The following is a 13248-nucleotide window of genomic DNA, read 5'->3' as shown; positions in this document are numbered from 1 at the left end:
GCTGGCGCCACGGCCCGATGCGCACGCCGTGACGCCTGCCGACCACCGCCCGACGCCGGACCCGGGCGCGGCCGGCCGGCCAACCGACCAGGAGCGCCGCACCGGCCAGGCAGGCACCCGCCAGCCACCAGCTCGTCACGGCGCACCCCGAGTGATCTCCCGGCGGGCGGAGGGCTGCGGCCACGACCGGGACGCGGTGCCGGCGGCGACACCGGAGCAACCGGTCCGACCGGCGCCGACGGCCTCCAGCAGGGGCGGCACCGGCACTCCCCGCTCGGCGAGCAGCGCCGCCAGGGCCGGCGCGGCCGGCCCGAGACCCCGGTCCCGACGCCAGGCGGGGACGACGGTGACCAGCCGCTCCGGACCTGCCGGCAGCATCAGGCAGACCGCCTCCAACACCCGCCCCGTCGACGCCCGGCGAACCTGGAGCAACACCTGGAGCGCGGCGGCCACCTGGGCGTGCAGGGCCGGTCGGGGCAGGCCGCCGAGCAGTCCCAGTGCCTCCAGCCGGGCCGGTACGTCCGCCGGGGCATTGGCGTGCAGGGTGCCCGCCCCGCCGTCGTGCCCGGTGTTGAGGGCGGAGAGCAGGTCCACCACCTCGGCGCCCCGACACTCGCCCACCACCAGCCGGTCGGGACGCATCCGCAGGGCCTGTCGCACCAGGTCGCTCAGCCCGACCGAGCCGGCACCCTCCACATTCGAGGTCCGGGCCTGGAGGCCGACCACGTGCGGATGCACCGGCCGCAGCTCGGCGGCATCCTCGACCAGCACGATCCGTTCGGTCGGTGGCACCAGCCCGAGCAGCGTGTTCAGCAGCGTCGTCTTGCCCGACCCGGTTCCGCCGACCACCAGGTAGGCGAGCCGGGCGGCGACCACCGCCGCGAGCAGCGTGGCGGCGGCAGCGGGCAGGGTGCCGTGGCGTACCAGGTCGTCGAGGGTGAACGGACGCTGACGGAAGGTACGCAACGACAGGTAGGGCCCGCTGGTCGCCACCGGCGGCAGTACGGCGTGCAGGCGGGTACCGTCCGGCAGCCGGGCGTCGACGTACGGGCTGCCCTCGTCCAGCCGTCGACCGCAGGCGGCGGCGAGCCGTTGGGCGAGCCGGCGTACCTCGTCGGGGCCGCCGAGCGGAACCGACACCGGGGAGAGCCCGCTGCCCCGGTCGACCCAGACCCTGGTCCCGTTGACCAGCACGTCGGTGACCTGGTCGTCGGCGAGCAGCGGAGTCAGCGGGCCGGCGCCGACCAGGTCGTGGTGCACCCGGGTGGCCATCCGTAACACGGTGGTGTCGCCGAGGACGGCCGCGCCGGGCTCGGCACGTACCGCCGCGACGACGGCGGCCGGGGTGACCGTCGTCCCCTCGGCGGCGAACCGGCGCCGGACCCGGGCGGCAAGGTCGTGCCTCACGGCCGGGCCGCCTCGGTGCGGGCGGCACCCCTTTGAGCCGCGTAAGGACGGGCAGCCCGGCTCCGAGTCGCGCAACGGCGGGCAGCCCGGCTCCGAGTCGTGTGCGGGCGGACGGCACGCTTCCGGATGCTCATCGCGCCTCCACCGGAACGCCGGCCGCACCGGTGAGGTCGGTGATGATGCGCTGGCAGAGCGCCGCGAGCGGACCGCGTCCGGCCGCCGCCGGGGCCTCGCCGCGTTCCAGGTTGCGGCAGAGTCCCGGCTCGGGCCGCAGCGTGCCGACCAGCGGGAGGTCGAGCGCCCGGGCCACCTCGCGGGCCTTGAGCCGGCCCGGGGCGGGGCCGCGCACGATGACCGAGAGGTTGGCGCAGTGCAGCCCCGCGACCGCGGCCACCCGGGCGGCCGCCGCGGTGGCCCGCAACTCGGCCGGAACCAGCACGAACGCCTGGTCGGCCGCCTGGAGTGCGATCACCGCCGCGTCGTCGAGCTGCCGGGGCAGGTCGACGACGACGAGGTCCCGGCCGCGCCGACCGGCGTCCATGGTGGCCGCCATCGCCTCGACCGGGAGCGCCAGCAGATCACCGCGATCCCAGGAGAGCATCACCAGGTCGCCCCGGCTGGGCAGCGCCCGGACCAGCGCGGGCGCGTCGACCCGGCCGTCCGCCTCGGTGAGCGCGGGCCAGCGCAGCCCCTCCAACTGTTCCCAGCCGAGGACCAGGTCGAGGCCGCCACCGAGCGGGTCGGCGTCGACGAGCAGCGTACGCAGGCCGCACCGGGCCGCCGTGATGGCGAGCCCGCCGGCCAGTACGCTCGCGCCGGCCCCGCCGCGCCCGCCGATCACCGCGACGATCCGGGCCGGGCCACCCACCGCACCGCCCCGACCGGTTACGCACTCGCCGAACCGGTCGACGAGCCAGGGCTCGGCCGCCGGCAGTACGGCGACGTGTTCGGCACCGAGCAGTCCGGCGACCTCCCAGCCGCCGTCCTCCTCCCCCGAGCGGCCGACCAGGATCACGCGGGGTCGCCTGGGCAGCCTTGCCCGCAGGCAGGCCTGCGCCTGGTCGGTGCCGATCAGCACCAGCGGCGCGGCGGCCCATCGGGACCGGGCCGACGCCGGTTCGGCGGCCACCTCCACCTCGCCGCCACCCGCCGCCGCAAGCCGGAGCAGCTCGTCAAGTAGCTCGTTGTCCGAGGTCACGACCAGGGGCAGGCGCGGTCCGGGGCGGACCGGGGTACGCGGTGGCATCACGTCCTCCAGCGGTGGGATCCGGCTCCAACGGGCGGTCCGGTTACCGCCACACCCTGGCGTCCCGAAACCTCCGCTGCCGGCACCGGAATCCGGGCTGTGGATAACCGGGGTGGCTGTGGACAACGCCCGTCGAGTCGATGGATCTGGTATACGCACCGGGGCTTCAGCGGCGATCCCGACAGCGGGTACGAGCGGCTGCCCGCGTACCCGAAGGGGTTTCGTCGGTCTGCGGCGACCAGGCCATATTCCCCACCGGCTGGGGTACCCGAGCCGCGCGAGGGTCGCTACCGCGCGACGCAACCGGGCAGATCGGGAGAGGGAGCCGTGATGGCGCAGTCCGTGCGCATGACCTCGGTGGTGCTGGAACCGGCCGCGCAGGAGGTGGTCCGGGCGACGGCCAATCCGCCGTATCCGTTCCAGCTCGGCCCGGAGCAGGGGCGGGCGAAGCTCGTCGAGATGCAGTCGGGCAGCATCCCCCGCCCGGAGGTCGACATCGAGGACATCATGGTGCCCGGCGGCCCCACCGGGCAGGTACCGGTGCGGATCGTCAAGCCCCGGGGCGCCGGCCGGCTCGGCGGCCCGGGCGGAGGGCTCGGCGACCGCCTCCGCGCCGCCGCCGAGGAGATGATGCGGCCGCGCGGGGTCGGCGGCATGCTGCCGGCGGTGCTCTACATCCACGGCGCGGGCTGGGTCTTCGGCGACTCCCTCACCCACGACCGGCTGATCCGCGAACTCGCGGTGCGGTCCAACTCGGCGATCGTCTTTCCGGAGTACAGCCGGGCGCCGGAGGCGCGGTATCCGATCGCGATCGAGGAGTGCTACGCGGTGGCGCAGTGGTTGGCCAGCCAGGGCGACGACTACGGCCTGGACCCGACCCGGATCGCCATCGCCGGCGACTCGGTGGGCGGCAACCTGGCGACGGTGGTGACGATGCTGACCAGCCGGCGCGACGGGCCGCGCTTCGCCCGGCAGGTACTGCTCTATCCGGTCACCGACGCCGACTTCGACACCGCGTCCTATCAGGAGTTCGGCAGCGGTTACTACCTGTCCCGCGAGCAGATGATGTGGTTCTGGGACCAGTACCTGCCGGACCGGGCCGAGCGGTCCGACCCGATGGCGTCACCGCTGCGGGCCGGCCCGGAGCAGCTCCGGGGCATGCCGCCCACCCTGATCACCACCAACGAGGCGGACGTGCTGCGCGACGAGGCCGAGGCGTACGCGGCGAAGCTGCGCCGGGCCGGCGTACCGGTGACCCAGGTGCGCTACCAGGGCATCATCCACGACATGGCGATGCTGGACTCGCTGGCCACCACCCAGGCCGCGCAGGCGGTCACCGCCCAGGCCGCGGCGACGCTGGCCCAGGCCCTGCACCACGAGTAGCCCCGTCGGGGTGCGGACGCATCGTTGGACGTCGACGGGGGACGAGCGGGACAGGTGGCTGGAGGCGAGCCGTATCGGCCCCGCCCTCGTATGGTTGGCCTGGTGAAGACCCTCCACACGGCGTACCGCGTCTCGGACCTCGCCGCGTCGCTCGCCTTCTACACCGCGCTCGGGTACGTCCCGGTCGGCCGCGTCGACGTCGGGGACGGCGCCAGCCTGACCGTCCTCAAGTTTCCGGATGAGGATTTCGTGACGCTGGAGCTGGTGCACCGGCCGGCCGACGGACCGGTGGACGTGGGCACCGGCTTCAGCCACCTCGTCGTCCAGGTCGACGACATCGCCGGCACGGTCGACGCGCTGATCAGGGCTGGTCTCTGGCCGGGCCCGGTGGAACGACCCGCCGGTGCCCGCGGCCCGCAGACCTCGTGGCTCACCGACCCGGACGGCTACCGGATCGAGTTGGTGCAGTGGCCACCGGGGCACGCCGACGGGATCACCGCCGCCGACTTCGGATAGCAACCGGACCACTCCGCGCAGCCAGGCAGCCGAGCCTTGGCACCGGGCAGCCGGGCGCACCGGGCGACAGGGCTGGCACCGGGCGACGGGGCTGCTCCGGGCGACCGGGTCGACCGCACAGGTAGCCGTGCCGTTGTTTGAGTAGGAGGCGCCGGATCAGTTGAGTAACAACGGATTCCGCTCGGGCCCGTACCGGGTGCCGGTTCTCCGCCCGCCGGGCGGCCCGGCGCGACGGGCGCGGTCCGGGGACGCCGGCCGGGCGCAATCGGGTACCCGAAACAGCCGCGACCACCGTGACCAGCGTGAATACGCTTAACTGGCAAAAGCGACGACCCCCGTCGGGGGGAGACGGGGGTCGTCTGGGGTTCGGCTCCGGGGGGGTCGAGCCGAACCCGCCCGGCGGTCACGGGGGGTGCGACCGCCGAGGTCTACCGAGCACAGAGGATATGAAAGTGTGTCGCAACTACAAGCATGCCTGAGTCGACCCGTATACGTCGAGTGGCGTTAACTTCCACTCCCTGCGAAAGTCCGCCTTCACCCTGTGACCGTGATCACGCTGAGGCTGATCGGCCGATCAGGGGGTAACCGGTCGGCAGGTGCCAAACGTGACCCCGCGCACCCGCTGACCATAGACCATCCGGCTAGACTTTCGCGCCGTGGGCCGAAGCGCCGCTTTCTTCGATCTGGACAAGACCGTCATCGCCAAGTCGAGCGCGTTGGCGTTCGGTCGGCCGTTCTACCGGGACGGGCTGATCACCCGCCGCGACGTGGTCAAGTCCGCGTACGCCCAGCTCATGTTCCGGCTGGGTGGCACCGACGAGCAGACGATGGCGCGTACCCGCGACTATCTGGCGACCCTGTGCAAGGGCTGGCCGGTGGAGCAGGTCCGGCAGATCGTGGCCGAGACGCTGCACGAGCTGATCAACCCCTACGTGTACGCCGAGGCCGCCGCCCTGATCGAGGAGCACCAGGCGGCCGGCCGGGACGTCGTACTCGTCTCCGCCTCCGGCGAGGAGATGGTCCGGCCGATCGGTGAACTCCTCGGTGTCGCCGACGTGATCGCCACCCGGATGACCGTGGTGGACGGCCGGTACAGCGGCGAGGTGGAGTTCTACGCGGCCGGCCCGAGCAAGGTCGACGCGGTCGGCGAGCTGGCCAAGGAGCGCGGCTACGACCTGTCCGCCTGCTACGCCTACTCCGACTCGGTCAGCGACCGTCCGCTGCTGGAGTGTGTCGGGCATCCGAGCGCGGTCAACCCGGACCGGGCGCTGCGCAAGCTCGCCGTGGAGAACGGCTGGCCGGTGCTGGAGTTCCGGCACCCGGTGCCGATCGGTCGCCGCCTCCGGGAGCGCCCCGCCGTGCCGGTCGCAGCGGCGGCGATCGGGGTCGGCGTCGGGGTCGCCATCGGCATCGCCTGGTACGGCCGGCACCGCCGGGCCCGCGCCACCACCGCCTGACCCACCGCGCTCGCGTCAGGCCGGGCCGGAATCCGACGGTCCCCGGTCACCGGGACCGGAACCGGCGGCCGTCGACCCGTCCGGCCCGGCGTCGGCGGGCGGCGGGCTCGCCAGAACCTCGTCGCCGACCTCGGTCAGCCGCTCCGCGCCGATCTCCACTGCCGTCGCGTAGTGCCGGAGCCAGGAGCGGAGCCCGTCCGGGGTACCGGTGGCGAAGGCGCCGGCCGCGCCGACGTACTCCGGCTCGCGTTCCAGGTGTCCCAGGTCGACCGCGATCAGGCCGCGCGGGTCGAATCCGGTGGAGAGCAGGGTGAGCCGGGCGGCGGCCCGGGCCACCACCCCGGACGGCCCGGCGAAGGGTCGCAGCGCCAGCAGTTCCCCGTGTACGACGGCAGCCAGCACCACCGGCGGGACCGACGTCCCACCGGCGACCAGTCCGGCCAGCCCGTCCAGCCGGGCGCCGAGCGCCTGCGCCATGCCAGAGGCTTCGGCGGCGTACTCCGGGGCGGGGCGGCCGAGCGCCTCCTCCGGTACGGCCGCGCGGGCGGCCAGGGTGTGCAGTCGGGCGAGTACCTGACGGGGGGCCTTCGGCCACAGGTCGGCGAGTCCGGGCAGCGCACCGGCGACCCGGAGGGCACCCTGGAGCACCGGGTCGGTCACGGTGCCGGCGCGGACCGTCTCGCGCTCGTGGGCGTACCCCTCCAGCGCGGAGCTGGCCACCGCGGACCGCAGGCTGACCTCGGCCGCGACCTGGCCGCCGTGCCGGCGCAACGCGCGGTGCCGCAGCGCCTGGTCGACCCGCTCGCGGGCCCGGTCGACGGCGGGCGCGACGTCGGCGAGGTCGAGCAGCGGGGCGAGCGGGTCGGTGGCCATGCTGTCACCGTAGTTGCCGGTCAGGACAGGCCAGCGCCGGGCGCCGGAAGCGGTCCGGGCAGGCCAGCGCCGGGCGCAGGAACCCGCACCCGCCGTCGACGGGGCGGCCGGCGTGACCGGCGAGCGCCGCAACGCGGCCATTCGGCGCGTCTGGTCGCGCGAGTGGCACGGACCCCTCGCCCCGGCTACCAGGCCCGATTAACCTCCTACCGAACGACACTGACGCGATGCCTGAGGAGCCACCCACCATGAGCGAGACTCTGGCTAACCTTTTGCAGGAGACCCGGCAGTTCCCGCCGCCGGCCGACCTTGCCGCCGCCGCCAACGTCACCGCGGACGCCTACGAGGATGCCGCTGGGGACCGGTTGGCGTTCTGGGCCCGGCAGGCGGGCCGGCTGGACTGGGCGAAGGAGTGGGACCAGGTCCTCGACTGGTCGAACCCGCCGTTCGCGAAGTGGTTCGTCGGCGGGAAGCTCAACGTCGCCTACAACTGCCTGGACCGGCACGTCGCCGCCGGGCACGGCGACCGGGTGGCCATCCACTGGGAGGGCGAGCCCGGGGACACCCGTACCCTCACCTACGCCGACCTGCTGGCCCTGACCAGCCAGGCGGCGAACGCGCTGACCGACCTCGGGGTGACCGCCGGTGACCGGGTGGCGATCTACCTGCCGATGATCCCGGAGGCGGCGGCCGCGATGCTCGCCTGCGCCCGGATCGGCGCCACCCACAGCGTGGTCTTCGGCGGCTTCTCCGCCGACGCGCTGACCAACCGGATTCAGGACGCCAGCGCCAAGGTCGTGATCACCGCCGACGGCGGGTTCCGCCGGGGCAAGCCGTCGGCGCTGAAGCCGACCGTCGACGAGGCGGTCGCCAAGTGCCCGACGATCGAGCGGGTGCTGGTGGTCCGGCGTACCGGGCAGGAGGTGGCCTGGAACGACGAGCGGGACCTGTGGTGGCACGAGACGGTGGAGACCGCCTCGACCGAGCACACCGCCGAGGCGTTCGACGCCGAGCACCCGCTCTTCATCCTCTACACCAGCGGCACGACGGCGAAGCCGAAGGGCATCCTGCACACCTCCGGCGGCTATCTGACCCAGGTCGCCTACACCCACCACGCGGTCTTCGACCTGAAGCCCGAGACCGACGTCTACTGGTGCAGCGCCGACATCGGCTGGGTGACCGGGCACTCCTACATCGTGTACGGGCCGCTGGCCAACGGCGCCACCCAGCTGATGTACGAGGGCACCCCGGACACCCCGCACAAGGGCCGCTTCTGGGAGCTGGTGCAGAAGCACAGGGTGAGCATCCTCTACACCGCGCCGACGCTGATCCGGACCATGATGAAGTGGGGCGACGACATCCCCCGGGAGTACGACCTCTCCTCGCTGCGCCTGCTCGGCAGCGTCGGCGAGCCGATCAACCCGGAGGCGTGGATCTGGTACCGGGAGAACATCGGCCGGGGCGAGTGCCCGGTCGTCGACACCTGGTGGCAGACCGAGACCGGCGGCATCATGATCTCCCCGTTGCCGGGGGTGACCTCGACGAAGCCGGGCAGCGCGATGCGCCCGCTGCCGGGGGTCAGCGCCGAGGTGGTGGACGACCAGGCGCGGCCGGTGCCGAACGGTGGCGGCGGTTTCCTGGTGCTGACCGAGCCGTGGCCGTCGATGCTGCGCACGATCTGGGGCGACGACCAGCGGTTCATCGACACCTACTGGGCCCGGTTCGAGGGGCTCTACTTCGCCGGTGACGGTGCGAAGAAGGACGACGACGGCGACCTGTGGCTGCTCGGCCGGGTCGACGACGTGATGCTGGTGTCCGGGCACAACATCTCGACCACCGAGGTGGAGTCGGCGCTGGTCTCGCACCCGTCGGTCGCCGAGGCGGCGGTGGTCGGCGCGACCGACCCGACCACCGGGCAGGCGATCGTCGCCTTCACCATCCCGCGCGGCTCCGTCGACAGCGAGGGGAAGGCGGGCGAGGCGCTGATCGCCGAGTTGCGGGAGCACGTCTCGAAGACGCTCGGCCCGATCGCCAAGCCCCGGCAGATCATGCTGGTGCCGGAGCTGCCGAAGACCCGCTCCGGGAAGATCATGCGCCGGTTGTTGCGCGACGTGGCCGAGAACCGCTCGCTCGGTGACGTCACCACGTTGCAGGACTCCTCGGTGATGGACCTGATCTCCTCCGGGATGCGTTCCGGCAAGTCCGACGAGGACTGACCGGCGGCGACCGGGCCGGCGACGACCGTCGCCGGGACCGTAGGCGACACGATGGGCGGACCCGATCCGGGTCCGCCCATCGTCGTGCGGGTCGGGGGTGGTCGGGCTGCTCAGCGGGTACGGCCACCGCGCGGCACCCGCTGCTCATACACGGTTGCCGCCGCGCGGACGTGGTACGAACGGCCAGGGTTCCCGCCGTGGCCGAATCGTGACATTCCCATGTCCGAAAATAGGTGACCGTTAGAATGCTTTCGCCCTGATTAGACGTGGATCCGACCACCCCGACGAGCCGTCCTCGACCCGTGACAGGGTTCGGTCGATCTGCAATGGTGGTGGTCGCTTCTGATGACAGTGCCCGCCAAGAGCCGGCCTGTCTTGTAACACTTCCACAAAGGAGGAGGACCTTTGAGGAGACGAGTCACAGCCGGTCTGGCGGGTGCCACGGCCGCGCTGTTGGCCGCCGGTGCGGTCGCCGTGCCGGCGTCCGCCGCTCCGGCGGCGCCTGCCCCCGTGGACCGGGAACCCCAGGGCGCGGCCCACCGGGCCGACAACCTGCCCGACCCGCTCGCGGAGGAGCACCAGCAGGTCCGCAGGGAGGCCATCTCCGCCCTGCTCTCCGGCAAGGCCAAGCTACAGACCCGCAACGGGTCGAAGGTCATCCAGATCAAGGCTGACCGGTTCGTCGAGTACCAGCAGCCGCCGAAGAGCGACCCGATCTTCAGCATCCTGGTCGAGTTCGGCAACCAGAAGGACCCGCGTACCGGCGGCACCGACGGCCCGCTGCACAACCAGATCAAGGAGCCGGACCGGGTCTACGACGGCGGCGCGACCGACGACAACAGCACCATCTGGCGCGCCGACTACAACCGCCAGTCGTACCTGGACCTCTTCTACGCCAAGGGCAAGGAGTCGATGGCCGACTTCTACCTGAAGCAGTCGGGTGGCCGGTACACCGTCGGTGGCGACGTCAGCGACTGGGTCAAGGTCCCGTTCAACGAGGCCCGGTACGGCAGCAACGAGATCGCCGAGCGGGACGGCTACTGGAACTTCGTCAAGGACACCGCCACCGCCTGGTACGAGTCGCAGGTGGCGGCGGGCAAGACCCAGGAGCAGATCAAGCAGTACCTCGCCCAGTTCGACGTCTGGGACCGGTACGACCACGACGGCGACGGGGACTTCAACGAGGCCGACGGCTACATCGACCACTTCCAGGCGGTGCACGCCGGAGAGGGCGAGGAGGCCGGCGGCGGCGCACAGGGCGCGGACGCGATCTGGTCGCACCGCTGGGCCGCCTTCACCGACCTGGCCGGCTCGGCCGGGCCGGAGTTCAACAAGGCCGGCGGGGTGCAGATCGGTGACAGCGGGATCTGGATCCGTGACTACACCACGGAGCCGGAGAACGGTGGCCTCGGCGTCTTCGCCCACGAGTACGGCCACGACCTCGGCCTGCCCGACCTCTACGACACCCAGGGCGGCGACAACGGCGTCGGGTTCTGGAGCCTGATGGCCTCGGGCTCTTGGCTCAACGAGGGCAAGCAGGAGATCGGCACCAAGCCCGGTTACATGGACCCGTGGTCCAAGCTCTACCTGGGCTGGCTGAACTACTCGACCGTGGACTGGGACAGCGGCACCACGTACGCCACCCTCGGGGCGGCCGGCGACACCGACGGCCTCGCCCAGGCGACCGTGGTGAACCTGCCCGGCCAGGAGGTCACCATCCCGTACAACACTCCGTTCGCCGGCGAGCGCGAGTGGTGGGGCGGCACCGGTGACAACCTGAACAACACCCTGACCCGGACCCTCGACCTCACCGGTGCCACCAGCGCCTCGGTCAACGCCAAGGCCTGGTACGAGATCGAGGAGAACTTCGACTACCTCTTCGCCGAGGTGTCGACGGACGGCGGGTCCACCTGGGCCAAGCTGACCAACCCGCTGATCGAGCCGGGCGAGAGCGGCATCGACGGTTCCACCAACGACGAGTGGGTCGACCTGAACTACGACCTCGCGGCGTACCTGGGCCAGAGCGTGCAGTTCCGCTACCGCTACCAGAGCGACAACGGCACCAACCTCGCCGGTGCGTTCCTGGACAACATCTCGCTGGTCAAGAACGGTACGCCGGTCTGGACCGACGGGGCGGAGACCGAGCAGCCGGAGTGGACCGCCCGCGGCTTCACCCGGTCGGTCGGCTCGGTCACCGAGCTGCGTCCGCGCTTCTACATCGCCGAATACCGGACCTACTACGGGTACGACAAGACCCTGGAGACCGGTCCGTACAACTTCGGCTGGCAGAACTCGAAGCCGGACTGGGTGGAGCGGTTCAAGAACCCGCAGGGTCTGCTCGTCTGGTACGTGAACTACGCGTACGAGGACAACGACACCATCGTGCACCCGGGCTTCGGCCTGAACCTGCCGGTCGACGTCCGGCCCGGCCCGATCACGGTGCCCGGGGTCGGCAACGTCACCAACCGGCGCAGCAGCTACGACGCCACGTTCAGCCGGTTCGCCAAGCCGGCGCAGACGTTCCACCTCAACGGGGTGGCGACCACGGTGCCGAAGCTGAACCCGGTGACGGTCTTCAACGACTCGGACCCGAACCGGTACTGGTCGGCGCAGAACCCGATGAACTCGGTCAAGGTCGCCGGCACCGGCACCAAGATCGAGCTGCTGTTGGAGAATCGCCTCATCAGTGACCTGGCGATCATCAAGATCACCAACTGATCCGCTGATCTGACGTACCACGGTCGGGGCCGGAAGCGCACGCAGCGCTTCCGGCCCCGCTCGCGTCTACGCCCGACGCGGTCGGCCTCAGCCGGCGGCCAGGTCCAGCCAGCCGTACCGGTGCTCGCAGGGCGGCCCGGCCGCGATGCCGAACCGACGGTCGTCCAGGTCCAGCAGCACCGAGTAGACCGTCTCGGAGCGCTCGGCCGGCGGCATCCGCTCGTCGACGTGCCGGCAGATGGCGTGCGGAAAACTCGCGTGGTCCCGGAAGAGCGCCGCGAGGTCACCCTCGCCGACCTTGCCGACCGCCGCCTTCGGCGCCAGCAGCCGCCTGGCCCGGGCGGACCGGAACAGCGACGAGCCGCCGAGGTCCTTGATCGTGTCGTAGACCGGTAGCCCCGTCTCCAGGTGGTTGGCGTGCGTGAGGTACCCGTCCACCGGGTGCAGCCAGCCGGCGTCCCCGGGTACCAGCTCCAGGTCGATCAGCTCGCCGCCGGCCTCCGCCGCCTGCCCGAGCAGCAGGTTGATCGAGCTGTTCCGGTTGCCCCGGAAGGTGGCCTTCAACGCCTCGGTCAGGCTCTCCGCCTCCAGCGCCGCCCGCAGCAGCACGTGGTACGGCACCCCCGGCTCGGCCCCGGCCCCCGGCAGCCCGTCCCGGTCACAGCCGAGCATGTTCACGCAGACGCCGACGCCGGCCGAGTTCAGCCCGGTCTTGGCGACCATGCCCGCCTCGGTCAGGGTCAGCACGGTCAGCCCGCGCTCGTCCCGGGTGGCCAGCAGCAGCATCACGTCCCGCTGGTCGGGGTGCCAGTCCCAGTTCTGCCCGAGCAGCAGGTGACCGCTGCCGGTATGGGTGCCGAGCACCCCGACGGCGGTACAGCCACCGGCATCGGCGTCCGGCGGCACGGCCGACCCGCCGTCCCGGTGCCGGCCGTAGATCAGCTCGGTACGCGCGTTCAGCGCGTAGATCCGCTCGACCGCGGCCCCGGCCCCCTCCGCCACCCCGTCCAGCAGCTCGGCGACCCGGGGATGGTGCCGGCGGGTCGCCTCCCGGAAGGCCCGGCCGGCGGCGGTCACCGCCGCGTCGTCCAACCCGCCCTCCTCGCGGAACCGGCGCAGGTAGAACTCCAGGTTGGCGGTGATCAGGTCACGGGCCGCGGCACCGTACCCGGCACCGCACTCGGCCGGGGTGCCCTGCACCCGGACCAGTGGCAGCGGCAGGTCGGAGTGGTCGAGTCGACGGGCGGAAGTCATGCCAGCACGCTAACCGGCCGGCCCGGTCGACGTCACCGCCGTTACCGATCCCGTAGTCACCGTTACTGATCCCGTAGTCAGGAGCCCCCGGCCCCGGCGCGGCCGGCCCGGGAAATTCCCGGACGATCCCCTGATCCGTAGGTTGCGGCGGATCCGTCCCGCCACGGTGGCCCTAGGC

8 protein-coding genes and 1 pseudogene are annotated in these 13248 nt (G+C 72.3%); 5 read left to right on the top strand and 4 right to left on the bottom strand.

What is annotated here, in order from left to right:
* Positions 1-135: 135 nt before the first annotated feature.
* Both C6W10_RS28815 and ssd read right to left on the bottom strand, forming a co-directional pair.
* The gene (locus C6W10_RS28815; protein ID WP_107262220.1) at positions 136-1407 is read right to left on the bottom strand and encodes a TadA family conjugal transfer-associated ATPase; all 1272 of its coding nucleotides are present in this window, start codon (positions 1405-1407) and stop codon (positions 136-138) included.
* A gap of 130 nt (positions 1408-1537) precedes the next feature.
* Positions 1538-2653, bottom strand: a complete 1116-nt coding sequence (gene ssd, locus C6W10_RS28810; RefSeq protein ID WP_107262218.1) for a septum site-determining protein Ssd — start codon at positions 2651-2653, stop codon at positions 1538-1540.
* Positions 2654-2983: 330 nt separating this feature from the next.
* On the opposite strand from ssd, the gene C6W10_RS28805 reads away from it, so the two are divergent.
* The 3 genes from C6W10_RS28805 (at position 2984) to C6W10_RS28795 (ending at position 6009) form a co-directional block, all read left to right on the top strand.
* Positions 2984-4036: an alpha/beta hydrolase gene (locus C6W10_RS28805; protein WP_107262216.1), complete on the top strand. Its 1053-nt coding sequence runs from the start codon at positions 2984-2986 to the stop codon at positions 4034-4036.
* Between the two features lie 102 nt (positions 4037-4138).
* A complete protein-coding gene (locus tag C6W10_RS28800) occupies positions 4139-4552 on the top strand; it encodes a VOC family protein (protein ID WP_107264357.1) in 414 nt (137 codons plus the stop codon).
* 656 nt (positions 4553-5208) lie between these two features.
* Complete coding sequence (locus tag C6W10_RS28795) at positions 5209-6009, top strand: HAD family phosphatase (protein ID WP_107262214.1); 801 nt, start codon at positions 5209-5211, stop codon at positions 6007-6009.
* 105 nt (positions 6010-6114) lie between these two features.
* Here C6W10_RS28795 and C6W10_RS28790 read toward each other — a convergent pair.
* Positions 6115-6882 (bottom strand): annotated as a pseudogene (locus tag C6W10_RS28790) (hypothetical protein); the annotation flags it as partial.
* Positions 6883-7130: 248 nt separating this feature from the next.
* On the opposite strand from C6W10_RS28790, the gene acs reads away from it, so the two are divergent.
* Both acs and C6W10_RS28780 read left to right on the top strand, forming a co-directional pair.
* A complete protein-coding gene (gene acs, locus C6W10_RS28785) occupies positions 7131-9098 on the top strand; it encodes an acetate--CoA ligase (RefSeq protein ID WP_107262212.1) in 1968 nt (655 codons plus the stop codon).
* A 510-nt stretch (positions 9099-9608) separates the two neighbouring features.
* Positions 9609-11816: an immune inhibitor A domain-containing protein gene (locus C6W10_RS28780; RefSeq protein WP_199853761.1), complete on the top strand. Its 2208-nt coding sequence runs from the start codon at positions 9609-9611 to the stop codon at positions 11814-11816.
* Positions 11817-11903: 87 nt separating this feature from the next.
* Here the strand turns inward: C6W10_RS28780 and C6W10_RS28775 are convergent, their stop codons facing one another.
* The gene (locus tag C6W10_RS28775) at positions 11904-13070 is read right to left on the bottom strand and encodes a C45 family peptidase (protein WP_107262211.1); all 1167 of its coding nucleotides are present in this window, start codon (positions 13068-13070) and stop codon (positions 11904-11906) included.
* Between the last annotated feature and the right edge of the window lie 178 nt (positions 13071-13248).

The sequence above is a fragment of the Plantactinospora sp. BB1 genome (genome assembly GCF_003030385.1).
Lineage (GTDB): Bacteria > Actinomycetota > Actinomycetes > Mycobacteriales > Micromonosporaceae > Plantactinospora.
This window is presented reverse-complemented; position numbering and strand designations above follow the sequence as displayed.

Excerpts from the sequence above, each read along its gene's own strand:
- ssd (WP_107262218.1), bottom strand. The coding sequence starts at position 2,653 with ATGCCACCGCGTACCCCGGTCCGCCCCGGACCGCGCCTGCCCCTGGTC.
- C6W10_RS28805 (WP_107262216.1), top strand. The coding sequence starts at position 2,984 with ATGGCGCAGTCCGTGCGCATGACCTCGGTGGTGCTGGAACCGGCCGCG.
- acs (WP_107262212.1), top strand. The coding sequence starts at position 7,131 with ATGAGCGAGACTCTGGCTAACCTTTTGCAGGAGACCCGGCAGTTCCCG.
- C6W10_RS28775 (WP_107262211.1), bottom strand. The coding sequence starts at position 13,070 with ATGACTTCCGCCCGTCGACTCGACCACTCCGACCTGCCGCTGCCACTG.